The organism is Pseudidiomarina aestuarii (genome assembly GCF_003987355.1).
In the GTDB taxonomy this organism is placed as follows: domain Bacteria; phylum Pseudomonadota; class Gammaproteobacteria; order Enterobacterales; family Alteromonadaceae; genus Pseudidiomarina; species Pseudidiomarina aestuarii.
In genome coordinates this window covers 549,228-575,503 of sequence record NZ_PIPR01000001.1, presented here as the reverse complement: position 1 = coordinate 575,503, position 26,276 = coordinate 549,228, and the positions used below count along the sequence as shown (strand labels likewise).

The following is a 26,276-nucleotide window of genomic DNA, read 5'->3' as shown; positions in this document are numbered from 1 at the left end:
AACCACAACATGATCTAGTGTAGTTCAAGCTAGCTGAAAAGTGACATTTGTCGTAACGCTATTTGAATGACCCAAACTCCGTAGAAAATCATAATGATTCCCATGGCTTGACGGAAGCCTTGAGACTTCAGAACACTTTGTATTGCTTTACTGAACCAGCCCAAGGCAAACATTGCAGGTAAGGTGCCGAGACCAAACATCAGCATGAGCCAGACTCCTTGGCTTGCTGAGCCGCTTAACGCTGCCCAACTCAGTGCACTGTATACTAAGCCGCAGGGTAGCCAGCCCCATAACATCCCAGCACCAAATATGGAGGGCAGCTGTTGGCTCTGTCTAAAACGCTGCGCAAAGGGCTGGAGGCTACGCCAAAAAGGCGTGCCGAGACGTTCGAGTCGGCGTAACACCATCCACCAGCCGGTTAAATAGAGTCCGAGTAAAATGAGTAGAAGCCCGGCAACGAAACGCAGTATCAGAAGTACATCTGGCATCAGTAAAGTCAGCACACTTGCTGCATAGCCAACCAGTGCGCCAGCGATACAATAAGAGGTAATGCGGCCTAAATTGTAGACCAATAGCGTTGCGGTCGATATGGATTGACCAAATGCACCGGCGATTCCACCACACATCATGATGCAATGACCCGCGCCGGCTAGCCCCATCAGCAAAGCGGCGAAACTATCCAGCATCGTCATCCTGCTGTCGCTTCTGTACTGGTTTATCGTCAAGTAAGACATCCATGCCTTTGCGTTCGAGATCTTCAAACTGGTCAGAGCGAACCGCCCACAGGAAAATCCCGACAGCTAAAACCACGAAAAATAGAGCAATTGGAATCAGAATATACAAACTTTCCATTAGCGATAGAGCCTGAGTGAATTCAACAACACCAGTAGCGAACTGGCGGACATCCCAATTGCGGCCATGTATGGGGTAAGAAACCCAGCGACTGCAACTGGAATAATGATGACATTATAGAGCAATGCCCAACGAATATTTTGATTCATGATATTTCGACAGCGCAGCGCGGTGGTACGAAATGTTGAAATACCATCACCGCTTTGATTGATCAGAATGACATCGGCTGCGATGCGAGCTAAATCTGCAGCCTGACTGAAGGTAATGGCAATATCGGCTTGCGCGAGCACAGGGCCGTCATTCAAGCCATCGCCAATCATCATCACAGAGCCTTGCGACTGATAATGTTCGAGCCAACGTAACTTATCAGCAGGCATGCACTGTGCGTGTACGATATCAATGCCCAACCGATTAGCCACAGGTTGAGCATAGACATCACGGTCACCAGTTAGCATCACCAACTGCACACCGCTTGCCTTTAATGCAGCAAGGGTACTTTCAATTTCTGGTCTTAACTCGTCTTGTAGTTCCACTTCAGCCAGCACTGCTCGTTGATTGGCTAAAAATACTTGACTCTGCGCATGCGTTGGAACGAAATCCGGATGCCATTCTTGGATCCAGCTTAAAGAACCCAGTCGATAGCAATATTCAGGTTTCGCCGCCGATGTACTGACACCGGCGCCATGCACTTGCTCTAAACGCTGCCACAAACGCTCGTGAGCTGGTTGAGCGTACTCAGATGCCCACTGTTTTAAGCATTGTGCGTACGGATGCACGGCGTCACGTTCAAGCTCACGAATCCGCTGCTGTATTTCGCTATCAGAATACGATGTTGGTTGATGATTGTGCCACTTCACGACTCGGAAGTTACCTGTAGTCAGTGTCCCGGTTTTGTCGATCAATAACGTCTTAGTTTCTTCAACACGAGCAAAGACATCGGCATTCCGAACGATAATGCCAGCGCGATTGAGCCGGTGAATTGCGCCCGTCACAGCAGTTGGAGCTGCTAAGGCCAACGCACAAGGGCAGGTGGCAACCAATACTGCGAGGGTAATCCAGAACGCCTGCTGCGGATCAATAAATGACCATGCAAAGAAAGTCGCACCTGCCAAAACAAGCAGCCGAATCACAAATTTGTTCGCAAGCGCTTCCGCCGTTGCTGCCAATTTCGGTTTGCGCGACAACGCGGTATCTTGCAACGCGATAATACTAGCGAGCACCGTTTGCTGTTGACTTGCGGTCACGCGGATCCGAATACTTTGCAGCGGTGGAATACTGCCGGCCAGCATCGTTTCGTGATGCGTTTTGGTCTGCAGTCGGCTTTCTCCAGTTAGCAAACTCTCGTTGACCTGAGCGATTTCGTCGAGCAACTCACCATCTACTGGAATGGTATTCCCAGCTGGAATTTGAATGACATCACCCAGCGTTAATTGATGCACGGGCACGGCTTCATAACTTCCATCGGCTCGTTCACGATTGGCTATTGCTGGCAGTAACTTAATCAAATTTGCGGCATGGCTCATCGCTTTTTGTTTTGCGAGCAATTCTAAATATCTGCCTGCCAACAGGAAAAAAGTGAACATGCTAACCGATTCAAAATAAACCTCACCCTGATTGGTGAGTGTGGCATAAGCGCTCGCACCGTAGGCACCGAGCAGCGCAAGACTGACCGGTACGTCCATGTTGGGTTGTCGTGCTTGAATACTGCGTAGTGCGCTCAAGTAGAAGGGTTGCGCCGAGTAGAGCAACACAGGTGTGGCAAAAAACAGACTAATCCACCACATGAACTGACGCAGCGAATCGTCGAGATCGCTGACCACACCAAAGTAAAGTGCAATCGCAATCATCATGATTTGCATCGTTGCAAGACCCGCCACGCCGAGTCGATTGACGAAATAGCGACGGCGTTTTTTAAAATCCGATTCTTGCTGTGCAGCTTGAAACGGCAATGCCCGGTAACCAAGTCCAGCGATGGTTTGTAAGATCTCGCTCAATCGAATGCGCTCGGGAGACCAGTGAACTGTCACGCGTTCAGTCGTTGCGTTGACACGCACGGAATGCAGCCCAGAGAGATGTTCAAGCTCGCGTTCAATCAGCCAGGCGCAAGCGGAGCACGTCATACCTTCAACAGAGAGTGTTATTTCGCGACCATCTTCTACCGAATGGCTGAGTTGTTCTTGCAACCGCTCATCATCATAGGCTTTGAGTTCTTGTAACTCTTCGGGCAGCAATGGAACTTGGAGTGGATTGGATGTATCCCGGAATTGATAAAAGTGCAGCAGGTTGTGCTCTTCAATGGTACTGGCGACAGCCTGACAGCCGTAGCAACACAATTCCACAGTTTGCCCCGCTAACGAGTGCGTAATAGCACCTTCGTGCGGGAGGGTTTGCAAGCAGTGGTAACACAGTCCAGATGCAACTGCTGGCAACTGCTTGCTCATCTTAAACTCCGTAAGTCAGAGGCTTTAACGTGAGCGCTCTCACGGTGGGTAGCTGAATGCTTTGCGACAGCCGCCAAGCGTTGTTAAATGGAGTCACGGTCACTGTCCATTTGCCTTCGAGCTCTGCCGGTAGCTGACCGCGAAAAACGCCGTTAGCATCAGCCGTTATCACTTGCTCAAAATCACGTTGTGACAAGGTACTGTGATAGAAGCTTACGCGCAGCGCAGTGAGCTCCGTTGGCGCTCCAGACGCATAAGCAAGCGTGAATTGTTCGGGCGTGTGCTGAAAAGTAAAACTGATGTTCAATTGCTGGGCTACTTGAACCTTCTCAACTTGCACATTAATGCCGCGACCTTTCTTGTAGTAATCATCAACCACCATTGGGTTATCACCGTACTGGCTCGCGATAGTCAGTGTGATGATCATGGCGATTATGACCGAAAAGGGCAGACCCATCAAAAACCACGGCCAGAACTGCTTGTACCAAGGTTTGATTGTCATAGACTCTCCATCAATTAGAAAAAACCCCGCCGGAGCGGGGTTTCAGCATTACTCTTGCGATAGCCCGTAGACATAAGCGCTGATAATGTGGATTTTATCCTCGCCGAGAATGTCATCCCAAGCTGGCATCACGCCATTACGGCCATTGCGCAAAGTTTCTTCAATCGACGCCTGCGAACCACCGCCATACAACCAAATGTTATCAGTCAAGTTCGGCGCGCCAATCTGCTGATTCCCTTTGCCATCTTGACCATGACAAGCAGCACATACTGCGTAGTTTTGTTTACCAGCGTTGGCTAACTCGGGATCGACTTTACGACCCGATAAACTCAGTACGTACACAGCAAGTTCCGTGATCTGCTCTTCGGAAAATTGTTCCTTCCAGCCAGGCATTTGACCACGACGCCCGTTAACGAGGCTGTAGACGATATCCTCTGGCTCGCCACCATACAGCCAATCATCGTCGGTCAGGTTAGGAAACCCGTTACCGCCTTGCGCATTCGAGCCATGACACTGAGCACAATTCTGCAAAAATAAACGTTGCCCAATTTTCAGTGCCTCGGGATCTTGCGCGAGTTCTTTGATAGGGCGCTCGGCATAAGCTTTGAAGATAGGTCCGAATACTTCTTCCGCTTGCTGCATTTCACGATCGTATTGCACAATCAATCCTGCTTCACGCGCTGCAGCGGTTGCTTGCTCTGATTCCTCGAGTGATAACACCTCTTGGTTGGAACTCGTCCAGCCTAACAACCCTGCAAAGTTACCCAAACCCGGGTACAGAGCTAAGTAAAGGAAGCCCCAAACAATACAAACCCAAAATAAATAGGTCCACCACGTTGGCATTGGATTGTTGTACTCGACAATACCATCGAACTCGTGGTCCATTAATTCGCCTTCTTTAATGCCGGTGTAATTTTTCATATTCCAGCGAAGTAGCCAAATAATGGCCACTAAAAAGGCGAGGGTGAGGACTATTATCCATGCACTCCAGAAGCTACTCATGGTTCTTCGACTCCTGTTTAGTTTTGTTCTGGTCCGCAGCTTTCAGTTCGTCTTCTTCGAAGATAGAACGGGCGGCTTCATCAAAGTTTTTCTTGCTTCCTTTGCTGTATGCCCACAGCACGACACCAATAAACAAAACAAAAACTAATACTGTATAAAACGCACGCCAAGTGATGTAGTCCATCTTAATTAGCCTGCTGTTGTAATCCGGTACCCAAAGCTTGCAGATAAGCAATCAGGGCTTCCATCTCGGTTTTGCCTTGCACAGCAGCTTTGGCGCCGGCGATGTCTTCATCGGTATAAGGCACACCGAAGGTTCTGAAGGTCGCTAATTTCTTGGCGGTCAATTCGCCATCCAGTTCTGCTTCGGCTAACCATGGAAATCCAGGCATGTTGGATTCTGGCACCACGTCACGCGGATTCATGAGGTGCACATAATGCCACTCGTCTGAATATCGTCCACCAACGCGCGCTAAGTCAGGACCAGTACGTTTAGACCCCCACAAAAAAGGGCGCTCCCATACATGTTCACCGGCCAGAGAATAATGGCCATAACGTTCGCTCTCTGCGCGGAATGGACGAATCATCTGGCTATGACAGTTGTTACAGCCCTCGCGAATGTAGATGTCTCGTCCTTCCATCTCCAGAGCTGTATATGGCTTCAATCCAATCACCGGCTCATTCGTTTGCTTTTGAAACAGTAGCGGTGTGATCTCGACTAATCCACCGATTGAAATGGCGACAATTGTCAAAATCGCGAACAAGCCAATGCGTTTTTCAACAAAGTCGTGTTTCCAATTTTTGCTCATCTTTCGACTCCTTACGCTGGCTGTTCCGCTGGTTTAGTTGCTTTCGCTGGTAGATCGACATACTCCACGGTCGGGCTACCTTGACGGATAGTCCGGAAGGTGTTGTATGCCATCAGCAGCATACCTGCAACGATGAACAGGCCACCGACAAAACGGATGAACCAGAACGGATAAGAGGCTTCAACACTCTCTATGAAACTGTAAGTCAGGGTGCCGTCTTCGGCGTTTACCGCGCGCCACATCAAACCTTGCATGACACCCGAGATCCAGAGCGCAACAATGTAGAGTACGACACCGATGGTATGTAACCAGAAATGCGTGTTGATCCAGCGCACGTTGTACATTGACGTTTGATTGTATAAACGTGGAATCAAGTAGTACATGGAGCCAATGGTAATCATTGCTACCCAGCCAAGTGCGCCTGAGTGCACGTGACCAATGGTCCAGTCTGTGTAATGCGACAACGCGTTAACCGATTTGATTGCCATCATTGGGCCTTCGAACGTTGACATACCGTAGAACGACAACGAGACAATCAAGAACCGCAAAATTGGGTCGGTTTTCAGTTTATGCCACGCACCAGACAAGGTCATAATACCATTGATCATACCGCCCCAAGACGGTACGAAGAGAATGACCGACATCACCATACCCAGTGACTGAGTCCAGTCCGGTAGAGCGGTGTAATGCAGATGGTGAGGACCTGCCCAGATATAGAGTGATATCAGAGCCCAAAAATGCACAACTGAGAGTCGGTATGAGTACACTGGCCGTTCCGCTTGTTTCGGTACGAAGTAATACATCATACCCAGGAAGCCGGCTGTCAGCAGGAACCCAACTGCATTGTGACCATACCACCATTGCACCATGGCATCGACAGCACCTGCATAGAGGCTGTATGACTTGGTGAACGATACGGGTATCGCCATACTATTCACAATGTGCAGCACTGCGATGGTGACGATAAAGCCGCCATAAAACCAGTTCGCAACGTAAATATGTGAGGTATTGCGCTTCATCAAGGTGCCGAAGAATACGATGACGTAGGCAATCCAGGATAGTGCAATCAAGATATCGATCGGCCATTCCAACTCAGCGTATTCTTTACTCGAGGTAAAGCCGAGCGGCAACGTGATCACTGCGAGTACGATAACCGTTTGCCAAGACCAGAAAACGAAAGCAGCTAACTTGTCGGAAAAAAGATTGGTGCGACAGGTCTTCTGCACGATATAAAAAGACGTTCCCATCAGCGCTGAGGTACTGAATGCAAAGATAACAGCATTCGTGTGCAGCGGGCGTAACCGTGAATAGGTTAACCAAGGGGTATCAAAATTTAATTCGGGCCAAATTAGCTGGGCAGCGATGAACACGCCTAGACCCATGCCAATAATCCCCCAAACGACAGTCATTACAGCAAACTGCCGTACGACTTTGAGGTTATATTCCATTTGTTGTGGACTCGTATGACTCATCATTGGTTTCCGCGTCTGATCGCACAAAGGCGACAGTGATACGTGACAATAAGTGGTACTTCACTCATAGTTCAGGAAGCTCTTATATACTAAGCTGAAAAGACTAAAAAATACAGTTCAAAAGCCTTGTTTTTCCTCGTGACGGCAAGTGTTTGCTGAATTATTCGACAGTAATTTGTATAGGAAACTGAACAAATGAACAGTTGGCTACGTGGAATGATTACAGTTCTCATTCTTGCTCACTTGTGGGGCTGCTCTGAACCTACAACTGAGCATCAGCAAGCGCGCCAAATGCAAGCTGCAGACATGGATACCGCTGCGGTGAAATTTTCGATCACTCCAGCGCGCCCGCAGCCCGAGCATCCTATTTTCATTCAACTGACGTTACCGACTGAATGGCAACCTCAACCTAGTCAACTGGTGGCAATTACGATGTATATGGGGAGTCTACCCGTGATTTGGCAAGCCGATGATGACACTGCTGGCGTGTGGCATACGACGTTGCAGGTTGGCGCTTGTGCAGAGTCTGAGATGGAGTGGCAACTGCGCGTGCCCTTGCAAACACCGCAGGGTCAAGAGTTACTGTTCTTTCCATTGGTGACCTATCTCAGCGACGTTACCGAGTAGCAAATTGATACAATTATCGCTCTCGATTGCGGGAAGTGACGTGCTATAGTCGTTTCATTACATAAGCATAACAATTAGGAGCTGCCATGAGCGTCGCGCTTATTTGGATCATTATTGGGGTACTGCTGATTTTATCTGAATTATTGCTGACTAGTGTGATAGCAGTATTTTTAGGTATTGGCGCGATAGTAACAGGGCTTCTGCTGAACTGGGGCGTAATTGAAAGTTCAGCAAGTCAGTTTGCGGTTTTCGGAATCGTTAGTTTGATTTTATTGCTCCTGGCTCGTGGTCGTATCAAAAAGTGGTTTATGGGGTATACAGCTGATGATGATGAAGGGAAACCTAATTTTCAGAAAGACATTGGCTCCCGTGTGACCGTTGTTAACGATTTTGTGAATGGTACCGGTCGAGTCACTTTAAATGGTGTGCGCTGGTCTGCCTATTCAGAGGACGAATTGAAAGCAGGTGAGACGGCGTGGGTGGTATCCAATGAAGGAATACAGCTAACTGTCAGTCGAGTCCAGCCACCTGCAGCGGAATAATTAAATTAGAGAGAGGAAAAATTCGATGCCATTTGAATTCGATGTCAGTACCGTTTTAGCGCTAGGTTTCGCACTTGCCGTTATTATAATCATTCTGAAAACGGCACGGATTGTGCCGCAGCGTTCAAATTTTGTCATTGAGCGGTTGGGGCGTTACAACCGCACCCTAGATTCAGGTTTTCACCTACTGATTCCGTTTATTGATAAGGTTGCTTATCAACACACCTTAAAAGAGGAAGTTATCGACGTTGAGCGCCAAGCCTGCGTGACGCGCGATAACATTCAGGTTGGCATTAATGGTGTACTTTACATTCAAGTTGTCGATGCCCACAAAGCCTCGTACGGCATTAATGACTATCGGTATGCGGCATCCCAGCTCGCACAAACCACCATGCGTTCGGTCATTGGTCAAACAGACTTAGATAAGACTTTTGAAGAACGCGCGCAAATCAACGAGGTGGTCGTGCAGGCTTTAGATGAAGCTGCTGCACCTTGGGGTATTAAAGTACTTCGTTACGAAATATCTGATATTGAGTTGCCGGCTTCGATTAAAGATGCGCTCGAGCAACAAATGCGCGCGGAACGTGAGCGTCGTGCTGCTATTGCGAAGTCTGAAGGTGAGCGACAAGCAATGATCAACGTTTCAGAAGGCCAGAAACAAGAAATTATTAATTTATCCGAGGCGGAGAAGCAAAAGCAAATCAACGAAGCTGAGGGGCGCGCCCGTGAAATTGAGATGATTGCAACGGCTACTGCACAAGGTCTGAGGGAGATTGCGTCCGCTATTCAAGAACCAGGCGGCGAATCAGCGGTGAGCCTGCGCGTAGCCGAGCAATATGTCCGCGAATTCGGTCGCCTAGCTAAAGAGACCAATACGTTGATTTTGCCAGCACAACTCAGTGATATTGGTGGTGCGGTGGCAGGCTTAACTGAAGTCCTCAAAAAAGCGCCAACCAAAGGCTAGAAAATCAATCAGACGCATAGAAAATAGCGTCTAACGTACGAAAAAGACCGTTCGTCGAAGGCGAGCGGTCTTTTTTGATCGAGTTTGATGAAATATGCATACTTGTTGTCATACCTAATTAGTAGTGCGCAGCCTGTCTCTGTTGCCCATCGAAACCGAAAGGAAGCTGAATTCATGAAGTATAGCGGTCGTTTTATCGCTGGATGTCTCTGTTTGTTTGTCGTTGCTCAAGCTCCACAAGCTGTTGCTCAGCGCTGGGGTGGTGAGCAGGCTGCATTGGTGATTACACAGCCTGCAGGTTTTGAGCGCACAACGACACGAGTTGACGTCGTTGGATACGCACAGGCATTGCGCTCAGTGGATCTGTATCCTGCCGTTGGTGATGAAGTGTTAGCTGTCAATTTTGCTCCCGGTGATTCCGTGAACGAAGGCGATGTCTTAGTGCAATTGGATGACCGCCGTCAGCAAACAGCATTACAACGCGCGAAAATTCAATTAGCCGATGCAGAGCGAACAGTGGAACGATTGCGAACCAGTCGTGAGCAGGGTGCAATTCCGCAGAGTGAATTAGATAACGCTATTACAAATCGAGACCTATTGAAAGTTGCGGTTCGTGAAGCCGAAGTCGAAGTTGAGGATCGCAAAGTCCGGGCGCCGTTTGATGGAATCGTCGGATTGACAGAAATTGAAGCGGGCGACCGCGTAACGACACAAACCATGATCACGAGCATCGACCAACGGGATCAATTGTACGTTCGCTTTGACGCCCCTGAGGTGGCGCTAGGTTTGCTGCAACAAGAACCAACCCTCACGGTGAGGCCGTGGAACGATCAAAGCGCAGCATATCAGGCCAAGTTAGTGGATGTTGATTCTCGCATCGATACCCAAACCCGAACCATCGGAGTGCGTGCAATACTGGATAATGATGATGACCGGTTTCGTCCCGGTATGAGCTTCCGGGTGAATTTAATGATAGAGGGTGACAGTTATGCTGTTGTACCTGAGGCTGCTTTGATGTGGGCCGCAGAGGGCGCATACGTGTGGCTAAATCGTGATGGTCGAGCATTTCGTGTCAATGTACAAATTAAACAACGCCTCCAGGGCCGTATTTTAGTGGCAGGCGAAATTCAGCTTGGTGACGAATTGGTTATCGAAGGCGTACAGCAGTTGCGCCAAGGCCAAAATATTGAAGTTTTATCGGCGGAGCAAACGCCATGAAGTTCAACACGCAACTCACTGACTTACCCTCTACAGCGATTCGCCGTCCGGTACTTATCGTTGTCTTAAACTTATTGATCATCATTGCAGGCCTGGCCGCGATTAATGGGGTTGAAGTTCGAGAACTGCCTGACGTTGACCGTCCTATCATCACTGTGAGCGCAAGCTTCCCGGGAGCAGCGCCTGAAACGGTTGATACGGAAGTGACTCGGCAACTTGAAGGTGCTGTTGCACGAGTCAGTGGTGTGAAATCCATTCGCGCTTCCAGTGAGGAAGGTAGTGCCCGTATCGTGGTCGAGTTTAGGCCCGGAATTGATCTTGATAATGCCGCCAACGAAACACGTGAATCGGTGAGTCGTGTCCAGCGACAATTGCCCGAAGAAGTCGAAAACGTCGCGGTAATAAAGGCGGATAACGATGCTGAATCGGTCGTCAGCTTGTCCATTTGGAGTGATGAAATTGAACTGGAAGCACTGACCGAGCGTGTGGAAGTCGATTTAGCTCCCAACTTCCTGAGTATTAACGGCGTCGCAGATGTGCGGCTCACTGGAGACCGGCGGCGCGTGATGCGCGTCGTCATCGATCCCCTGCGTCTGAGTAGTTACGGTTTGGCCGTTACGGATGTATCGAATGTGCTTCGACAAGCTGCGTTTGATGTGCCTGCAGGCAGTTTGAAATCGACCGATCAGCAAGTCATTGTGCGCGCGGATGCCAGCTCGGTCACGGAACAACAAGTCGCCGATATCATGATCAATGATACGACCCGAGTCGGTGATGTTGCGGATGTTTACTTTGCTCCAGCCGATGCACGTTCTTATCAACGTTTAGATGGTAAACCTGTATTAGGACTCGGCATTATCCGGCAAGCCCGCTCAAATACCATTGAAATATCGGATGATGTATTGGCATTGGCAAAACGCTTGGATGAGCAGTTTACCGACCTCAATATTGAGGTGACATCGGATGATGCCAAGTTTATTCGGAGTTCTGTCGAAGAGGTTATTACATCACTGGGTCTAACGATATTGCTCGTGGTCGCGACTTTGTGGATCTTTATCGGTTCTGGACGAGCGACAATTATTCCTGCTGCAGCAATACCTGTAGCATTAGTAGGTACTATCTCAGTCATCTGGTTGCTGGGTTTTTCCGTCAACATACTGACATTACTGGCGCTGGTGCTGGCAACTGGATTGGTCGTCGATGATGCCATCGTGGTGTCGGAAAATATCCAACGCCGTCGTGCTATGGGAATGGGGGCGCGGGCCGCGGCTGTTATTGGTACACGAGAAGTGTTCTTTGCCGTGGTTGCCACAACAGCAGTTTTAGTTGCGGTATTTGTGCCAATTGCATTTTTGCCATCGACAGCGGGGCGGTTATTCCGTGAGTTTGGTGGTGTCTTGGCAGCTGCGGTTATCATATCGTCCTTTGTGGCATTGTCATTAGTGCCCGCACTCACTGCTCGCTTGCCGTTAAAACAGCATAAAGAAACCTTGCTAACGCGGGTGGGTTCGCGTTTCCTCGCTGGTTACAGAAAGTCACTTCATGTGGCACTCGATAAAGCTTGGTGGGTATTTATCGCGAGTGCTTTAGTGGCGGGTACGGCGACTTATCTCTACACCTCGGTGGACAACGAGCTCATGCCAAATGAAGACCGCGGAATGGTGCGTATATTCGCACGTGGTCCTGATGGTGTTGGTTTGAACTTCATGGATCGTCAAGCTCAGAAAATGGAAGATATTCTGTTGCCATACGTAAACGGAGGTGCGGTTGAAAGTATCAGTACCTCGGTCGGCCAGTGGGACCCGAATCTCTTGTTTATCACGGTTCGTCTAACCGATTGGGAAGAACGTGACATTTCTCAGCAAGAAATTATTGATGAAATAAGTGAGCCGCTCAGCCGCATTCCAGGTGCTCCAGGCCGAGCCTTCGGCTCAAATAGTTTGAACTTGCGCGGACAGGGCGGAGGTCTTGAAGTTGCGTTGACCGGTGAGGATTACCAAGAAATTTTTGAGGCCGCGCAAAAATTCTCTGCAGCTTTACAACGAGAAATGCCTGAGGTCGGCTTTCCGCGAATTTCATTCCAGCCGACGCAACCGCAATTGCGGGTGAATATCGACCGGAAACGAGCTGAAGAACTGGGTGTGCCGCTTAGCGACATATCGACCACCTTGCGCGCTGCCGTGAATGGTGACGATATAACCGATCTCAATATTGGTGACCAAGCTGTTCCTGTGATGCTGATGGCGTCACGAGAGAAGGTTAATGATCCCTCTGATTTAGCTAACCTATATGTAGGTTCAAGTACCGGTGAGCTAGTACCGCTGTCATCGTTGGCTTCTATTACAGAAGAAGGCGTTGCGGCTGAACTCGAGCGTCGCGCCCAGCGCCGTGCTATTGAAATTGACATGTCGCTACCAGAGGAACTCGCTATTGAGGATGCAGTTGAGAAATTGCGCGAAATAGCCGACCGCGAGTTACCAGATAATGTCGGCATGGTTCTACTTGGAGAAGCTGAAGCCTATGAGGAAACTGCGCGCGAAGTCATGCTAACGTATGTGCTAGCTTTCGTGATTGTCTTCTTGGTACTCGCTGCACAGTTTGAGAGCGTGAATTCAGCGGTGGTAGTAATGGCGACTGTGCCGTTCGGCATTGCAGCAGCTTTCTTTGCGCTGTTCGTGACCGGAACCTCCATCAATATCTTCTCGCAGATCGGACTGGTGATGTTGATTGGTCTGATTGCGAAGAACTCAATTCTACTCGTTGAGTTTGCCGATCAATTACGCGACCAAGGTAAGTCGGTTCGAGATGCAGTAGAGCAGGCTGCTCAAATTCGCCTACGTCCTATAATGATGACATTAATCTCAACCTTGCTGGGCTCGGTACCTCTGATTATTTCGATTGGCGCTGGAGCTGAGGCTCGTAATGCGATCGGTTGGGTTGTGTTCGGTGGACTCGCGTTTGCGATCCTCTTTACCTTGTATCTTGCGCCTGTACTATACTTAGCGCTAGCACGATTCACGAAGCCGCGCGCTGATGAATCACAACGTTTGGAACGTGAAATGGAATCAGCAAGTGAGTTTCCAGATTAACGAATGGTCTTGGGAAGTGAACCGATGAACCTCAGAAATACGACAAAAACGCTGGCTCTTGCCGGCGTTTTTATTGCACTAACATTCAGTGATCAGGCCGTTTCTGCGAATACAACGGCAGCAGAGGCTAGTCCAGTGCTGGATGCAGCCCCGAACGGCTTTAGTATCCAATTTGAACAAACCATTCAAGCAACACCGAAACAGGTTTACCAGGCATTAACCCAAGATATTGGGCAGTGGTGGCTAGCCGCACACACTTGGTATGGCTCATCAGCGAATATGACGCTCGCAGCGAAAGCTGGCGGGTGCTTCTGTGAAATTGCGGCCGAGGGTCGTGAAACAGAGCATATGCGTGTTGTGAAGGTCGAGCCGAATCAATTGATTCGATTGTCTGGCGGTTTGGGTCCGTTACAAGGTGAAGGATTATCAGGAGTGATGGATTGGCAGATTCAATCAACCTCTGAAGACCTGGTGACACTCAGAGTGTCTTATCGTGTTGGCGGTTATTCACCGAATGATTTGTCAGCGTGGGCAGCGCCAGTCGCAACTGTGTTGCAACAACAAATGAGAGCGATGCAAACATTTGTAGAAGCGAATTAAGAATTTAAATTCTGTAGGACTAGAGTACAGATTACACGACAGATTTGGCGTAGAAACGCCTGAGAAAGCTAGCATAGTGTGAGCAATCACTGTTGCTAGCTTATCTTATTAATAGTTTATTTAACATAATATACATTATGCGCAATTAAATAATATCGTTAATCTCGGGAATTGGCGCTGTTGAGATCCCAGTTATATTGGTTGAAGCGTATTGCTATGTCTCTCGATGCAGACAATGCTTGTGCGAGTGCCGGATTTTGCATGTAGCGCGCTGCTACATCGGTTAATGATGAATAGGATTTATCCTTTAGAAAGTCGTCGCCGTACCATTTAAAAATAGATGACAAATACAACGTGTTTGTAGATGCATCAAAGCGGTTATTGTTTGCGTCATTGAGGAACATGGTCATTTGACCTTCTAGCTGACTATCCAATTGGTCTGCTGTGTAAGCGGTGTTGAGTAATGGCGGACAACTGACAGCTGCGCACACCAAAGCTGCATGAATCCTCGGCTCTGCGTAATTCGGACGAATCACCTCATGCTCAAGCCAATCGAGCGTGCGACGTTCACCGAATAACGTAAAAAACTCACGTTCCCAAGGACTTGTGAACCAGGTACCAAGATCACGTATGGACTCTGCTTCACCTGCAGCGAATTCATCGTAACGGCTACGAATAAGCTCAAGCGTGAACGCATTATAGGCATTGATGAGGAAACTCAGCTGTTCAGCTTGGCTCCATGTCTCAAAAGTTGTTGCCTCTACAGCAGTGAGCTGCACTAAATAGTCCTGTAATGCCTCGGGATTAGCGGCCAGTTGTTGATAATTGACTCGTGTCCAAGCGCCCTGTTGCTTCACGACTATGTTATCAGCAAGGACTTGGGCCCACCGTTTATGCTGATGATCAAACGATTCGGCTGCTGTTGCACTGGCAGGAAAAAGAACCAATAGAATGGACAGAAAAAAGGCGAAAACTATGTGACTTATGCCATATTTATTCATGCTATTTTATCAACCCGTGTAAACTGATTCGCAATTTGCTCTGTTAATAACCGCACCCTTAATGGACTTGTTTGTCTTTGCGAAAAAATTCTCAGTCCAAAAATTGCGACCTGCAATTGTTGCGCTAAAAATCGTGGATCCGCACCTTTTTCAAGCTCATTTTGCTGCATAGCAGCCATAAAGACTTCGCAGAATAGGTTTTCCATCGAGGCTAAATAAGCGTCCGCTCGTGCGCTCAATTGCGGCTCTGTCGTCGCAAGCTCGAGCAGCGTTTTAACGAGCATGCAGGCGCGCTCAGCGGGCTCACGCTCGCCTAAGTTTGCCAATGAATACAGGTATTCTCGCAGCCCTTGCATGGCACTGGGACGATTCAGTAGTTTTTCTCGCAACGAAGTTAGGGACCGCTCCGCATAATGGGATAGGACTTCATCAAAAAGCCCCTCTTTACTGCCAAAGGCCGCGTAAATACTACCTGGCCGCATACTTAATGCAGTTTCTAGGTCTTTCAACGATGTCGCATGGTAGCCGCGCTGCCAGAAGACCTGCAGCGCGCTTGCGATTGCCTCGGTCCGAATAAACTTAGCTGGTCTAGGCATAATACAATGACTTCTCTTTCTTGAATGATTGCTCAATAAAGTCTACAGTCATTGCTATAATTGAGCAAACACTCAATAAATACAGTCGCTATCTACAGGAGAAATACTATGACGACCCCTAGCTCATCTTTAGATGCTTATTTGCCGCGTATTCGCTGGTCTCTCTTATTAATGCGTATAGGCGTATTTATTGTGATGTTGGTGTGGACCCTTGATAAATTCGTCAATCCAGCTCACTCTGCAGCAGTTTTTGAGACTTTCTATTTCATTCCTGGGCTTGAAGGCAACGTATTCATCGTCCTAGGAGTTCTGCAACTGGCGTTGGTTCTAGCGTTCGTGAGTGGAGTTTGGAAGCGAGCGACTTACGGCTTAATCGCAATATTGCATGGTGTGTCGACGCTCACGCCACTTCCGCTCTATTTTGATGCATTTAACAATCTATTGTTCTTTGCTGCATGGCCAATGTGGGCAGCCTGTATTGCTTTGTATCTGTTGCGGGATCTTGATACCCAATGGACGCTTAAAGCCAGCTAGTAGCTGGCAATAAGCATCACCGCAACACCTAGTGCAAAACCGATACTGAGCGCGATCAAAAACTTAATGTTTTGGTCGCGCATTTGTGCGGGTTTAAGTTCACCCGGTTGTAACCTCGGTACGACCAATAACTCTTCGCGCTCAACCTCAAAAACAGCGCAGAGAGCTGCAACGGTTTCATTCGCAGCATTACCGTCTTTTTCAACGCGTTGAATGGTTCGTAAACTCACTGCACAGGCTTCGGCCAGGTGCTGCTGAGTCCATCCTTTTTGTGCGCGCAAATAGCGGACTTGTTCAGCTTGAATATCCACATTATGCTCCCACAAAGAGCTCAATAATGGCTTTTGCGAATACATAGCCAAATACCGCACCGGCCAAGAAGAAAATCGCAAAGGTTTTCCAACTTAACTTGGAGCCGCCAACAGCCATCGCATTTTCGGTTTCTTCAATAAGCACATCATCGGCATAAAACCGACAGACGATGCGGCCCTGCCATATGCTCGTCACATGAAATTCAACCCGATACTGAACCCCATCTATGTTGAATTCTTGGCTACTGACAAAACGCCAAGAAATTTTCGTGGAGACTTTGGTATCGTCGACATAAATGGTTTCGCGGCCACTTACTCCAGAAGCATGTGCAGCGATATGATGACCATTGTGGTTGCAATAGAACCAAAAGCCCTGACGTAAAGCGTTCATCATACTGACACTTTTAGAATCGATACTTTTACTGGGTGACATAATTGTTCCTTACTTGAGTATGGTTTGTGTGAAAATGAGTTCGGTAACTCGTTGTCAGGACCTACTCTAGTTCGGTTTTTTAGCTTGCTGTGACGACAGTTTACCGTCTGTCATAGAAAATGTCGCAATTGTCATGTCCCTGTCGTATCTTTTCCAGTAAGCCAGTGTCTGACACCAAAGTGACAGATACGACATTACAGGCGACAGGCGGTAAACTGTCGTCACTCGAACGCCCTCCTCAACCTAATATGAGTGCTGACGGTGAGTCAGTCGATTCACTGCGTAAATAACAGTGTTATACCAGTTAATAAGGAAACGGTTATGTCAGTCTGCAAAAAATCCAATCGAAAAACAGTCCGAACGTTCTGTAATGCGGCTCTACTGAGCACTTTGTTGAGTCCTCTTGCTCTACTCTCAGGAGCTAGCCAAGCTTCGTTGCTCTATAAGGTAGAGGGGAATAATCTCGAACAGCCCTCGTATGTGTTTGGCACTATGCATGTATTGTGTCAGCAGGACTTTAAAACTGGTGACGCACTTCTACAAGCGTTCGCAGACTCTGAGCAAGTAGTGATGGAACTTGATTTGAGTGATTCTAGCGTTGCCCAAAAGATGAACCAGATGGTCATTAATCCTGAAGGTCCCTATCTTGATCAGTATTTGTCACCGGAACAGCTCACGACTTTAAGTGATTTCGTTCAAGCCGAAGCCGGTGTCGAGCTTACGCAAATAGCGGCGATGCGCCCTTTTGTCATATCCAGTATGCTGGTTACTCAGCAGTTAGATTGCGCACAGACTGCTTCTTATGAGTTGTTTCTCACTATGCAAGCCGTTTCAAATCAAAAGCCGATTATTGGTTTGGAAACCGTTGAATATCAGTTCGGTATTTTTGATCAAATTCCATTGAGCGAACAAACGCAATGGCTGTGGGAGATGGCAGAAGATCCTGAAAAATCAAAGAATCTGCTGGTTAAGCTAAAAGACACTTATTTAGCAGAAGACGCCGAGCAATTGCATCAGTTGATTGTCGATCAACCTGAATATGAAGAGTATACGGACATGTTACTTTACCAACGTAATGAAAACTGGATTGAAAAATTGGCAACGAATTTTCAATCAGCACCTACATTTGTTGCCGTCGGTGCTGGTCATTTAGGGGGTGAGCGTGGCGTCTTACAGTTGCTGCGTGACGCCGGTTACTCAGTCACGATGGTTGAGTAACAAGTCGCTGAGTAATACCAAACGCTATTCTGTTGTTTCCAGTAACGGCAGGATAGCGTTTTCATTTCCATCAATGGGCTCTTCAATACGAAGTTCGAGCAATTTTGCAATCAATGGATAGACGTCGATAACCCGGAGCCGCTCCACTTTTCGGTCTGGAGAAAATGCCGGACCCACCGCAATGAATACCGCATCCATCTCAGTAATCCCGGTATAACCGTGGGTTCCGCTCACTCGACCTGGCTTGATCTCACGGCCCGAGAAAGTAACCGGTGGACGAGCGTCGATAATCAGATCACCTGAACGACTGGACTCTTGATAGCCTGCCCGCTTCATTGAATCAATCGTATTAATGTCAACGGTTAGGTCGAGCGATTCGAGCTGTTGCTGCAATTCACTCAATTGTGCTTGAGCGGCATCATTCTTTGCGTAATACATGACTCGAGTACTGTTATGAACACGCTCAAAACCATCCGGTAAAGGCAACCTATCAACATGAATTGCGTCGTCCGAGAGCGTTTCCAGCATACCGTGGTCAGCAACCAAAATAAGATTAGCTTCAAGCTCGAGGCGCGCAAGCTCGTCAATCAGTTGCCCAATCAATCCATCAATATAATGAACTGCTGCGCCTGTGCCGGCGCCATTTGGACCATAGCGATGGCCAGCACTATCGATTTGATGGAAGTAGCTCATAATGAGTGCAGGTCGGGTTTCATCGGGCTGTTGTAACCAACGAATGATTTGTTCAATCCGCTTTTTCGGGCTGGCATAGTGGCTGTAGCGATAAAAATAACTGGGTGACATGCCATTGACCCGAGCATCTGACTCTGGCCAAAAGTAAGTAGCAGCACGCAGCCCTTGTTGTTCAGCTAAGTTCCAAATCGGAATGCCATCCAACCACGTGCTGTCATCGTAACCTTTGCCCATGCCATAAAAGTCATTGCGTTCGATATCATAAAAATAATTATCAACGATACCGTGTTTGCTCGGATACAAACCGGTTGCTAACGAAATATGATTGGGAAATGTTTTGGCTGGGTACACAGGTTCGAGGCGAGAAACGGTGCCACGCTCCGCAAGTTGACTCACCCGCGGCGGATTGAACTTAGCGATATAATCGTGTCGGAAGCCGTCCAGGGATATCACGATAACCGGCGTCACCTTGGCTGGTTGATCTGCTTGAGCAAAATGCACTGTAAAAGTGACCGCGATCAATAAAACGGCCATCAGCAAAGTTAATTTAAAATAAAAACGCTGCACCAATGTTACACCTTCTCGCAATTACTGAGTTTTAAGTCATCGTTTAAACGGATAAGTCATAGTCAGACACTGACTATATCAGCTATCATGACAGGCTGAATCAAGGAGAACGATTTCCATGCGCGTACCCGTAACCGCCCTTCAACCCCCTATTCATGCTTGGGCCGCTGAGCATAACGCAGAAACTCATGCGAGTGCACTGATTGGACAAGTTCGTGCGGTCACTGCCGTAAAACAAGCGTTGAATAGCGCCGGTCGCTATGCACATGGTTTTATTGTAACCCCAGCCGGGTTACGAACCTATGACGTCTTGAAAGAATTACAACAACAGCAGCGTTGGCAACATGCCCAGCTCTTTGACTGGGTCTATTTAGCGAACCCTAAATCAGCGCATGAGCCTATTTGTGTAAACCTACCTGCCGGAACCGCTAGTGAGTTTTTAACCGAGCTGTGGGCTATTCTGGAGGCTCCTGTTGAGGCTCGGCAAGCTTCACTCAAAGAACTTCAGGCTAAAGTTTCGACCCCTCGCATTACCGCTTACCTCGCGCAGATAGCTGAATTAAGCTTCGCCGACTTGCCCGGTAATGAACTAGCAACAATTATTGTTGAACATCAAGACGAAGAAGAATTTGTGCTCTGCGACCGAGTCACTGAAGCAAGTCTGTTTGGTAGTATTCGTTTGCAATCGGTACAAGGAACCATCAGCTCTGATTTACATTTAATTGAAGCAGGCGCCCTGCTCAAAGCGAACGGCGGCGTGTTGGCCATTGACGCCGAAGAACTCTTGTCACAGCCGGGATTATGGCGAAAGTTAAAGTATATTTTGAAGACCAGTCAGTTTCATTGGCCACAACCGGGTGATGCCAATATTGCTGCTTTTTACCAGCCAGAGCCGGTACCCATTCAAATCAAAATATTATTGCTCGGTGATCGCGATATTTATGCTCAGCTACGCGAACTTGATCGCGATTTCGATAATCTGTTTCCATATCTGTGTGACTTTTCAGCACATTATCCACTAAGCACGTTGCCACTAAAGCCCTACTTTGATTATTTAGCCTATGTCCAACATGAGGCAGATGTATTGCCATTGCAAGCCGATGCTATACCTCTGGTCTTAAAGTTCGCTTCACGTCTCAGCGATTACCAAACCGAATTATCGCTAGACACTATCGCGCTTATGCAGTTCTTGCGCGAAGCGAATGTCATAGCGACCGCAGCTCAAGATCAAGCGATATCGGGGCAACATTTAGCGCGAGTACTCGAGCAACGCCAGCAACGCGATGGCTATATAGCGGAATTAAGTCGCCGTTCGATTTTGGAAGGTCAGGTTTATATTGAAACCCAAGGTGCTGTGGTTGGGCAAATCAACGGTTTAACAGTTGTAACCGCAGGCGGGAGTGAATTTGGTGAGCCGTCGCGAATCACTGCGACTGTTCATTATGGTGATGGTGACATCATTGATATTGATCGCAAATCTGAGTTGAGTGGAAACATTCATACGAAAGGCGTGATGATTCTCTCTGCCTATATTGCCAACGTGTTTGCGCGTAATGAAACCATGGCTTTGTCCGCAACCATTGTATTTGAGCAGTCGTATCATGAAGTTGACGGTGACAGTGCATCATTGGCTGAACTTTGCTGTTTGCTCTCGGCTTTAGCCGAAGCGCCTATTCAGCAAGGGTTAGCAATTACCGGCGCAGTCGATCAATTCGGACAGGTGCAAGCTATCGGTGCGGTAAATGAGAAAATTGAGGGGTTTTACGAACTCTGTGCGGCTCGTGGTTTAACCGGTCAACAAGGCGTTATTATTCCTGCGGCAAACCTAAGCCAACTGAATCTGGAGCCGCACGTTATTGCGGCTGTTGAACGCGGTGAGTTTACGGTTTACGCGGTGAAGCACTTGAATGAGGCACTGGAATTATTAACGCAGGCGGATCAAAAAGGTTTGTACGAGAAGATCGAACAGCGTTTACGCGAATTACAGCCGCAAGAGCCTTCTCCTTCCGTTTGGCAACGCTGGTTTGGTTCCTGAAAACTTGTCGGACTTGTTAAGCGTACAAGTGTTCGCTAAGCTAGCGGCACTTTTACTGCAGTCACAGATCTAAGGTGTTTATGAAACAGTCGAGTTATACCCGCGAAGAACTCTTGGCCTGTGGTCGGGGCGAGATGTTTGGCCCTGGCAATAGTCAACTTCCGCTGCCCAATATGTTGATGATGGATCGCATCCTAACTATCAACGAGGATGGCGGTGCCCACGGCAAAGGTTACATTCACGCAGAGCTCGATATCACCCCTGACTTGTGGTTTTTTGACTGCCATTTTAAAGGTGACCCGGTCATGCCAGGCTGTCTTGGTTTAGATGCCATGTGGCAGTTAACTGGATTCTTCTTAGCTTGCTTAGGTGGTCCAGGTCGTGGTCGAGCGCTCGGTGTTGGTGAAGTGAAATTTACCGGACAAATACTACCGACTGCAAAAAAAGTCAGTTATTTCATTGATATGAAACGCGTATTAAAGCGCTCTTTGTATATGGGTATCGGCGATGGTCGTGTTGAAGTGGATGGCAAGCCAATCTACACCGCGAAAGACCTTAAAGTAGGTTTGTTCACTGATACGTCAACGTTCTAAACGTTTACTGTATGGATATAAGAAGCCCGCTTTATGAGCGGGCTTTATAGTTTCTAGAGAAGATATTTCGTAAGTTTTATTGCTGTATCGAAGTGTGGACTTTTATCGATAAAGCCCTACGCCGCGTGCTTCCATTGCATCGCGCCAACCGCCTAGCCACTGGGACCGCGCGTCCTGGTTTTGATATGGACATAACTCCTTAGAACGACCAGATACTCCGGCTTTGAAACCTTGTGCATGTGCACGCTCGAGGCGATCGCGTTTTTGTCTTTTCATTTTCACTTCCTCGTCCAGATTTTTCTTACATTGCGTTCATGACAAGAGCATGACGTTTTTCTGTCGGCTCTATTAAATAGATAGCAATTCTGTACGGGAGTTCAATGTAAAAAACCAGCGATATTTCAGGAACGGAACTAAGTCCATGAAATACCGCTGGTTAAATGAGCTGATTTTTTTAGAACAATTTATCGTCTATTTTGCCATAGCTCGACGGATCGTAATAAGACCGCCAATCAACAACATACCGAAGAAAGCGAATGGCGAAGAACTTGCTCCTTGCCGTTCCACGAGTTGCTCTTCTGCGTCGCAGTTGTTCAACTCGCCACCAATATTAGTGAGCACAACCGTTTTCGCGACTTGTTCGGTTTGGACTTCACCGTCTTCATCCGTGTATTCACTCGCTTCGACAACGGTCGCCACCACATCACCCTGCTCATTGATGTCTTCTGCAGAAACAATGAAATAGCCCGATTCACAGGCAACGGTATCGTTTAAGTTGATAAAGCCAGCATCTGGATTGTTCAAGTCATACATAAAACCGACACGGCGTCTTTGAGTCGACAATGACGCTTCAATTTCTGCGCTACCCACCACAATACCGGCATTGTTCACGGCAGTAGGAATGGTGCTCGAACCATTAAAGAAACCGGGCATGAGAGACAGTGTTTCCGTTTCCACATCGAAACTGTAGCCCACGTAGCGCTGAACACCTTGAATGTTAGTTAACAGGAAGCCCACAGCGATATTTTCATCGTTGATGTCATCCGCACTGCCCCACAAATATTTATTTTCGGTGGTGACTGGAATGACCTCACCATTGGCGTAGATAGCTGGCATTTTTATACGGCGAGTTGAAAAATCACCGTCGAAATCTAAATAGGTCCAGCTTTGGCCAACAGCAATACCGTTGTTGTTAACAGCGTAAGCGTAACTAGACCAATTACCGAGATCGGCCTCTTCGCCCTCTACCTCTTCAACGCGGTCCATTAAAGTGCCTAAGGTTGTCGTTGAGATCACGTTACCTTGTGCATCTAATTGCCACATGGTCGCCCGCATATCGTAAATGCTCTGATTGGTACGAACGCTGGACGGCTGAAATGGGCTGGGTGCAATGTTGGCAGCAGAGCTGCGTTGTAATTGGTGCCAATATTCCCAGACACAGACATAGAGCGGATCTGGTGATGCTGGATCGGCCGCCTCCTCTTCACATTCGGCAACACGTTCAACCGCTACTGGCGATAACTCCATGCTCATGTGACCAACAGCGAGGTTGCTGTCATTAATGTCGAACATGAATGACTCACCTCCCAGAACTTCTGTAGCAACGGGTTCGTAGGTTTGTACGCTGTTACCATCCGTCCAAATAGCCCGTGCGGTAAAATCTCGCTCAGAATATAGGATCGTCGCAGGATCGGCGTCCTCATCAGGAGTGTAGGTATGTTCTAAATCACGATATGGCGCAGTACCGACACCAACGCTGATGTTATTTTGATTCAAACCGTAAAGATAATGGTCACTCGTGGCCTCACGCTCAGGAGTCTCCGGATCGGTATCGTTGAGTGGAGTGACAAAAGTGATGTCCTGACCGTTGTAGATTGCTGGATAGTTATAGCCAACCCGCTGATTTTGCAAAAAACTGTTACGATTGTCTTCGAGTGCAGACACCAAGTTGGTGTATTGCGCGTAGCTCAACTCATAGCTTTCAGGATCTTCGATATCGAGCGGGATACCCGATTGACTGCGGGTCGAAGCAGTGATTCTTTCCAAATCAATCTGAATATCTTCAGGAAGTCGTCCTAATAGATTGACCTGCCCTTGATCATTGATCGCAACTGGAAACAGGTTACGCACTTTGCTCGGAGTTTCGAGTTCCGTAACGGTGAAAACATCGGCGTTCACCGACTGCGTTGTAGCCATGAGAATGGCTACGGATAAAGTGCATTTCGTAAAATATTTCATAGCGGAATTAACTGCTCTCTTGTTGTAAATTTTCAAGTTCATCCCACCGCTCAAGCGCGGTTAGGAGCATGATTTCGAGTTCGCTTAAACGGTCTAACAAAGGCCCAGTTTCAGCTTGCGGCTTCGTATAAAATTCCGGTTCGCTGGCAATCGCTGTGAGTTCTTCTTGCTCGCGTTCCAACGCTTCTATTTGCGCTGGTAATTGTTCAAGCTCGCGTTGAAGCTTGTAGGATAACTTTTTCCGTGGTTGAGAAGAAGCCTGTGTACCTAATTTCGCTGATTCTGACTGCTTGGCTACTGCTTTAGTTCCCTGCTTTTGCGAGCTTTGTTGAGCCTTTCTTTCGAGGTAATGATTAATTTCAGTAAAACCACCGACAATTTCAGTAATCATGCCCTCGCCTTCAAAGAGCAAGACACTGGTTGCCGTGTTGTTGACGAATTCACGATCGTGACTCACAAGAATCACTGTGCCTTGATACTCTGCGACAATTTGCTCCAGCAACTCCAACGTATCAATGTCTAGGTCATTCGTTGGTTCATCGAGAATCAATAAATTACTCGGCGTTAGAAATAGCTTCGCTAACAAGGCTCGATTACGCTCGCCGCCGGACAAAGCATGAACTGGTGTACGAGCTTGCTTGGGAGAAAAGAGGAAGTCCTGCAGATAACTCAGAATGTGGCGTGTTCGACCATTATAAGTAACGTCCTGTTTACCGTCGCCGACATTCTCAGCAACCGATAATTTGGGATCAAGTGTTGCACGATGTTGATCAAAATAGGCAACTTCTAAATTAGTCCCGAATTTTAATTGCCCAGAATCTACCGCTTGTTGTCCTAAAATGACTCGGATTAATGTACTTTTGCCACAACCATTGGGGCCGACTAATGCAATTTTATCGCCGCGCTGCAATTGTAAGGCAAAATCATCGAGAATGACTTTATTAGCGAAGGCTAAGGATAAGTTCTCACCCTCAAACACCAGTTTGCCGGAACGCTGGGCCTCTTGCACCGATAGTTTCGCCGAACCTTGTAACTCGCGCCGCTTAACCCGTTCTTTGCGGAGCGCTTGTAACGCACGAACACGACCTTCATTACGCGTCCGCCTTGCCTTTACGCCCTGGCGAATCCAAACTTCCTCTTGTGCTAATTTCTTATCGAATTCCGCAGCCTGGTTGGCTTCAACTTCCAACGCTTCCTGCTTCATCTCCAAGTAGCGATCATAGTTGCCGGGATAGCTCGCTAAATGACCACGGTCGAGATCGATGATTCGAGTCGCCAAGCGGCGGATAAATTCGCGGTCATGGCTGATGAAGAGCACCGCACCTTTAAATTCGAGTAATGTTTGCTCTAACCATTGCACCATTTCAACATCAAGGTGGTTGGTCGGCTCATCGAGAAGCAACAAATCCGGAGCTACAACCAACGCTCGCGCCAGTGCAACTCGACGCAACCAGCCCCCAGATAAGCTCTGCATGGTCATATCAGCATCAAGTTCGAGCTGAGTCAGTATATTCTCTATACGCGTTTGCAATACCCAGCCGTTGGCAGCTTCAATCTCACTTTGCAATTGAGATAATTCACGCATGAGTGCGTCACTGACGTCACTGCTGAGTTGTTGAGAGACAGCGTGATAGCGCTTTAGAGCGGTACCGACATCAGCCAAACCTTCGGCAACGTAATCGTAAACCGAATCAGCGGAATTTGCTGGGGGATCTTGTGGTAGCCGTGCTACTACGGCATCGTTGATGGCTTGAATATTGCCTTCATCAAGTTGCACAGTGCCAGCAATTGCTTTTAGCAGTGTCGATTTACCAGCACCATTTCGGCCCACTAAACACAACCGCTCGCCTGCTTCAATGACGAGGTCAATGCCGGCGAAAATTGCGTCATTACCGAACGCGAGTTGGGCATTCTGTATTCGTAAAATACTCATGAAATC

At 47.9% G+C, this 26,276-nt stretch carries 26 protein-coding genes; 10 read left to right on the top strand and 16 right to left on the bottom strand.

Annotation, left to right across the window (positions count from 1 at the left end):
• Nucleotides 1–29: 29 nt before the first annotated feature.
• Genes CWE22_RS02650 through ccoN form a run of 8 tightly spaced genes read right to left on the bottom strand, consistent with a single transcriptional unit; the run spans nucleotide 30 to nucleotide 7,078 of the window.
• Nucleotides 30–686: a sulfite exporter TauE/SafE family protein gene (locus CWE22_RS02650; protein ID WP_244595939.1), complete on the bottom strand. Its 657-nt coding sequence runs from the start codon at nucleotides 684–686 to the stop codon at nucleotides 30–32.
• Nucleotides 676–852, bottom strand: coding sequence for a cbb3-type cytochrome oxidase assembly protein CcoS (gene ccoS / locus CWE22_RS02645; RefSeq protein WP_169929836.1), 177 nt, complete (start codon nucleotides 850–852; stop codon nucleotides 676–678). The genes CWE22_RS02650 and ccoS overlap by 11 nt, the downstream gene beginning before the upstream one ends.
• The gene (locus tag CWE22_RS02640; protein WP_169929835.1) at nucleotides 852–3,293 is read right to left on the bottom strand and encodes a heavy metal translocating P-type ATPase; all 2,442 of its coding nucleotides are present in this window, start codon (nucleotides 3,291–3,293) and stop codon (nucleotides 852–854) included. Before CWE22_RS02640 ends, ccoS begins: the two co-directional genes overlap by 1 nt.
• Before the next feature lies 1 nt (nucleotide 3,294).
• Nucleotides 3,295–3,795 (bottom strand): FixH family protein, encoded by a 501-nt coding sequence (locus tag CWE22_RS02635; RefSeq protein WP_169929834.1) that lies wholly within the window; start codon nucleotides 3,793–3,795, stop codon nucleotides 3,295–3,297.
• A 48-nt stretch (nucleotides 3,796–3,843) separates the two neighbouring features.
• A complete protein-coding gene (gene ccoP, locus CWE22_RS02630; RefSeq protein WP_169929833.1) occupies nucleotides 3,844–4,797 on the bottom strand; it encodes a cytochrome-c oxidase, cbb3-type subunit III in 954 nt (317 codons plus the stop codon).
• Nucleotides 4,790–4,981, bottom strand: a complete 192-nt coding sequence (locus tag CWE22_RS02625; protein WP_169929832.1) for a cbb3-type cytochrome oxidase subunit 3 — start codon at nucleotides 4,979–4,981, stop codon at nucleotides 4,790–4,792. Before CWE22_RS02625 ends, ccoP begins: the two co-directional genes overlap by 8 nt.
• A 1-nt stretch (nucleotide 4,982) precedes the next feature.
• Nucleotides 4,983–5,606: a cytochrome-c oxidase, cbb3-type subunit II gene (ccoO, locus tag CWE22_RS02620; protein ID WP_169929831.1), complete on the bottom strand. Its 624-nt coding sequence runs from the start codon at nucleotides 5,604–5,606 to the stop codon at nucleotides 4,983–4,985.
• Nucleotides 5,607–5,617: 11 nt separating this feature from the next.
• The gene (ccoN, locus tag CWE22_RS02615) at nucleotides 5,618–7,078 is read right to left on the bottom strand and encodes a cytochrome-c oxidase, cbb3-type subunit I (RefSeq protein ID WP_169931002.1); all 1,461 of its coding nucleotides are present in this window, start codon (nucleotides 7,076–7,078) and stop codon (nucleotides 5,618–5,620) included.
• 195 nt (nucleotides 7,079–7,273) lie between these two features.
• On the opposite strand from ccoN, the gene CWE22_RS02610 reads away from it, so the two are divergent.
• The 6 genes from CWE22_RS02610 to CWE22_RS02585 all read left to right on the top strand — a co-directional run bounded on the left by CWE22_RS02610 (nucleotide 7,274) and on the right by CWE22_RS02585 (nucleotide 14,118).
• Entirely contained in the window at nucleotides 7,274–7,705 is a 432-nt protein-coding gene (locus tag CWE22_RS02610) for a hypothetical protein (protein WP_169929830.1), read from the top strand.
• Between the two features lie 86 nt (nucleotides 7,706–7,791).
• Nucleotides 7,792–8,247 carry an NfeD family protein gene (locus CWE22_RS02605; protein WP_169929829.1) on the top strand — a complete coding sequence of 152 codons (456 nt, stop codon included), beginning with the start codon at nucleotides 7,792–7,794 and terminating at the stop codon, nucleotides 8,245–8,247.
• Between the two features lie 25 nt (nucleotides 8,248–8,272).
• Nucleotides 8,273–9,211, top strand: coding sequence for an SPFH domain-containing protein (locus CWE22_RS02600; protein WP_169929828.1), 939 nt, complete (start codon nucleotides 8,273–8,275; stop codon nucleotides 9,209–9,211).
• Nucleotides 9,212–9,385: 174 nt separating this feature from the next.
• Entirely contained in the window at nucleotides 9,386–10,429 is a 1,044-nt protein-coding gene (locus tag CWE22_RS02595; protein ID WP_169929827.1) for an efflux RND transporter periplasmic adaptor subunit, read from the top strand.
• Nucleotides 10,426–13,518 carry an efflux RND transporter permease subunit gene (locus CWE22_RS02590; RefSeq protein WP_169929826.1) on the top strand — a complete coding sequence of 1,031 codons (3,093 nt, stop codon included), beginning with the start codon at nucleotides 10,426–10,428 and terminating at the stop codon, nucleotides 13,516–13,518. The genes CWE22_RS02595 and CWE22_RS02590 overlap by 4 nt, the downstream gene beginning before the upstream one ends.
• A 24-nt stretch (nucleotides 13,519–13,542) precedes the next feature.
• Nucleotides 13,543–14,118 carry an SRPBCC family protein gene (locus CWE22_RS02585; RefSeq protein WP_169929825.1) on the top strand — a complete coding sequence of 192 codons (576 nt, stop codon included), beginning with the start codon at nucleotides 13,543–13,545 and terminating at the stop codon, nucleotides 14,116–14,118.
• Nucleotides 14,119–14,276: 158 nt separating this feature from the next.
• Here the strand turns inward: CWE22_RS02585 and CWE22_RS02580 are convergent, their stop codons facing one another.
• Nucleotides 14,277–15,119, bottom strand: a complete 843-nt coding sequence (locus CWE22_RS02580) for a DUF547 domain-containing protein (RefSeq protein WP_169929824.1) — start codon at nucleotides 15,117–15,119, stop codon at nucleotides 14,277–14,279.
• Entirely contained in the window at nucleotides 15,116–15,715 is a 600-nt protein-coding gene (locus CWE22_RS02575; protein ID WP_169929823.1) for a TetR/AcrR family transcriptional regulator, read from the bottom strand. Before CWE22_RS02575 ends, CWE22_RS02580 begins: the two co-directional genes overlap by 4 nt.
• Nucleotides 15,716–15,823: 108 nt before the next feature.
• Here CWE22_RS02575 and CWE22_RS02570 point away from each other — a divergent pair, with 108 nt between their 5' ends.
• Nucleotides 15,824–16,249: a hypothetical protein gene (locus tag CWE22_RS02570; protein WP_169929822.1), complete on the top strand. Its 426-nt coding sequence runs from the start codon at nucleotides 15,824–15,826 to the stop codon at nucleotides 16,247–16,249.
• Here the strand turns inward: CWE22_RS02570 and CWE22_RS02565 are convergent.
• Both CWE22_RS02565 and CWE22_RS02560 read right to left on the bottom strand, forming a co-directional pair.
• Nucleotides 16,246–16,560 (bottom strand): helix-turn-helix domain-containing protein, encoded by a 315-nt coding sequence (locus CWE22_RS02565; RefSeq protein ID WP_211618593.1) that lies wholly within the window; start codon nucleotides 16,558–16,560, stop codon nucleotides 16,246–16,248. The two genes, CWE22_RS02570 and CWE22_RS02565, sit on opposite strands and share 4 nt — an antisense overlap.
• Before the next feature lies 1 nt (nucleotide 16,561).
• Complete coding sequence (locus tag CWE22_RS02560; RefSeq protein ID WP_169929820.1) at nucleotides 16,562–16,993, bottom strand: hypothetical protein; 432 nt, start codon at nucleotides 16,991–16,993, stop codon at nucleotides 16,562–16,564.
• A gap of 321 nt (nucleotides 16,994–17,314) precedes the next feature.
• Here CWE22_RS02560 and CWE22_RS02555 point away from each other — a divergent pair, with 321 nt between their 5' ends.
• Complete coding sequence (locus CWE22_RS02555) at nucleotides 17,315–18,211, top strand: TraB/GumN family protein (RefSeq protein ID WP_169929819.1); 897 nt, start codon at nucleotides 17,315–17,317, stop codon at nucleotides 18,209–18,211.
• Nucleotides 18,212–18,235: 24 nt separating this feature from the next.
• Here CWE22_RS02555 and CWE22_RS02550 read toward each other — a convergent pair whose 3' ends face one another.
• On the bottom strand, nucleotides 18,236–19,471 hold the full coding sequence (locus CWE22_RS02550) for an alkaline phosphatase family protein (protein WP_169929818.1): 1,236 nt from the start codon (nucleotides 19,469–19,471) through the stop codon (nucleotides 18,236–18,238).
• Nucleotides 19,472–19,589: 118 nt separating this feature from the next.
• Between CWE22_RS02550 and CWE22_RS02545 the strand changes: the two genes are divergently transcribed.
• Nucleotides 19,590–21,506: an AAA family ATPase gene (locus CWE22_RS02545; protein WP_169929817.1), complete on the top strand. Its 1,917-nt coding sequence runs from the start codon at nucleotides 19,590–19,592 to the stop codon at nucleotides 21,504–21,506.
• An 80-nt stretch (nucleotides 21,507–21,586) separates the two neighbouring features.
• Nucleotides 21,587–22,099 (top strand): 3-hydroxyacyl-[acyl-carrier-protein] dehydratase FabA, encoded by a 513-nt coding sequence (gene fabA / locus CWE22_RS02540; protein WP_169929816.1) that lies wholly within the window; start codon nucleotides 21,587–21,589, stop codon nucleotides 22,097–22,099.
• Between the two features lie 102 nt (nucleotides 22,100–22,201).
• Here the strand turns inward: fabA and rmf are convergent, their stop codons facing one another.
• The 3 genes from rmf to uup all read right to left on the bottom strand — a co-directional run bounded on the left by rmf (nucleotide 22,202) and on the right by uup (nucleotide 26,270).
• Nucleotides 22,202–22,375 (bottom strand): ribosome modulation factor, encoded by a 174-nt coding sequence (gene rmf / locus CWE22_RS02535; RefSeq protein WP_169929815.1) that lies wholly within the window; start codon nucleotides 22,373–22,375, stop codon nucleotides 22,202–22,204.
• Nucleotides 22,376–22,570: 195 nt separating this feature from the next.
• Nucleotides 22,571–24,337 (bottom strand): DUF3466 family protein, encoded by a 1,767-nt coding sequence (locus CWE22_RS02530; RefSeq protein ID WP_275069050.1) that lies wholly within the window; start codon nucleotides 24,335–24,337, stop codon nucleotides 22,571–22,573.
• A 7-nt stretch (nucleotides 24,338–24,344) separates the two neighbouring features.
• Nucleotides 24,345–26,270, bottom strand: coding sequence for an ATP-binding cassette ATPase Uup (uup, locus tag CWE22_RS02525; RefSeq protein WP_169929813.1), 1,926 nt, complete (start codon nucleotides 26,268–26,270; stop codon nucleotides 24,345–24,347).
• Nucleotides 26,271–26,276 lie beyond the last annotated feature (6 nt).

What these genes read in the sequence shown, in the direction of transcription:
- CWE22_RS02580 (WP_169929824.1), bottom strand. Translation starts at nt 15,119, where the DNA reads ATGAATAAATATGGCATAAGTCACATAGTTTTCGCCTTTTTTCTGTCC.
- CWE22_RS02570 (WP_169929822.1), top strand. Translation starts at nt 15,824, where the DNA reads ATGACGACCCCTAGCTCATCTTTAGATGCTTATTTGCCGCGTATTCGC.
- ccoN (WP_169931002.1), bottom strand. Translation starts at nt 7,078, where the DNA reads ATGAGTCATACGAGTCCACAACAAATGGAATATAACCTCAAAGTCGTA.
- CWE22_RS02625 (WP_169929832.1), bottom strand. Translation starts at nt 4,981, where the DNA reads ATGGACTACATCACTTGGCGTGCGTTTTATACAGTATTAGTTTTTGTT.
- CWE22_RS02600 (WP_169929828.1), top strand. Translation starts at nt 8,273, where the DNA reads ATGCCATTTGAATTCGATGTCAGTACCGTTTTAGCGCTAGGTTTCGCA.
- CWE22_RS02640 (WP_169929835.1), bottom strand. Translation starts at nt 3,293, where the DNA reads ATGAGCAAGCAGTTGCCAGCAGTTGCATCTGGACTGTGTTACCACTGC.
- fabA (WP_169929816.1), top strand. Translation starts at nt 21,587, where the DNA reads ATGAAACAGTCGAGTTATACCCGCGAAGAACTCTTGGCCTGTGGTCGG.
- CWE22_RS02585 (WP_169929825.1), top strand. Translation starts at nt 13,543, where the DNA reads ATGAACCTCAGAAATACGACAAAAACGCTGGCTCTTGCCGGCGTTTTT.
- CWE22_RS02545 (WP_169929817.1), top strand. Translation starts at nt 19,590, where the DNA reads ATGCGCGTACCCGTAACCGCCCTTCAACCCCCTATTCATGCTTGGGCC.
- CWE22_RS02590 (WP_169929826.1), top strand. Translation starts at nt 10,426, where the DNA reads ATGAAGTTCAACACGCAACTCACTGACTTACCCTCTACAGCGATTCGC.
- CWE22_RS02555 (WP_169929819.1), top strand. Translation starts at nt 17,315, where the DNA reads ATGTCAGTCTGCAAAAAATCCAATCGAAAAACAGTCCGAACGTTCTGT.
- rmf (WP_169929815.1), bottom strand. Translation starts at nt 22,375, where the DNA reads ATGAAAAGACAAAAACGCGATCGCCTCGAGCGTGCACATGCACAAGGT.
- CWE22_RS02530 (WP_275069050.1), bottom strand. Translation starts at nt 24,337, where the DNA reads ATGAAATATTTTACGAAATGCACTTTATCCGTAGCCATTCTCATGGCT.
- CWE22_RS02610 (WP_169929830.1), top strand. Translation starts at nt 7,274, where the DNA reads ATGAACAGTTGGCTACGTGGAATGATTACAGTTCTCATTCTTGCTCAC.
- ccoO (WP_169929831.1), bottom strand. Translation starts at nt 5,606, where the DNA reads ATGAGCAAAAATTGGAAACACGACTTTGTTGAAAAACGCATTGGCTTG.
- CWE22_RS02650 (WP_244595939.1), bottom strand. Translation starts at nt 686, where the DNA reads ATGCTGGATAGTTTCGCCGCTTTGCTGATGGGGCTAGCCGGCGCGGGT.
- CWE22_RS02560 (WP_169929820.1), bottom strand. Translation starts at nt 16,993, where the DNA reads ATGTCACCCAGTAAAAGTATCGATTCTAAAAGTGTCAGTATGATGAAC.
- ccoP (WP_169929833.1), bottom strand. Translation starts at nt 4,797, where the DNA reads ATGAGTAGCTTCTGGAGTGCATGGATAATAGTCCTCACCCTCGCCTTT.
- CWE22_RS02575 (WP_169929823.1), bottom strand. Translation starts at nt 15,715, where the DNA reads ATGCCTAGACCAGCTAAGTTTATTCGGACCGAGGCAATCGCAAGCGCG.
- uup (WP_169929813.1), bottom strand. Translation starts at nt 26,270, where the DNA reads ATGAGTATTTTACGAATACAGAATGCCCAACTCGCGTTCGGTAATGAC.
- CWE22_RS02595 (WP_169929827.1), top strand. Translation starts at nt 9,386, where the DNA reads ATGAAGTATAGCGGTCGTTTTATCGCTGGATGTCTCTGTTTGTTTGTC.
- CWE22_RS02605 (WP_169929829.1), top strand. Translation starts at nt 7,792, where the DNA reads ATGAGCGTCGCGCTTATTTGGATCATTATTGGGGTACTGCTGATTTTA.
- CWE22_RS02635 (WP_169929834.1), bottom strand. Translation starts at nt 3,795, where the DNA reads ATGACAATCAAACCTTGGTACAAGCAGTTCTGGCCGTGGTTTTTGATG.
- ccoS (WP_169929836.1), bottom strand. Translation starts at nt 852, where the DNA reads ATGGAAAGTTTGTATATTCTGATTCCAATTGCTCTATTTTTCGTGGTT.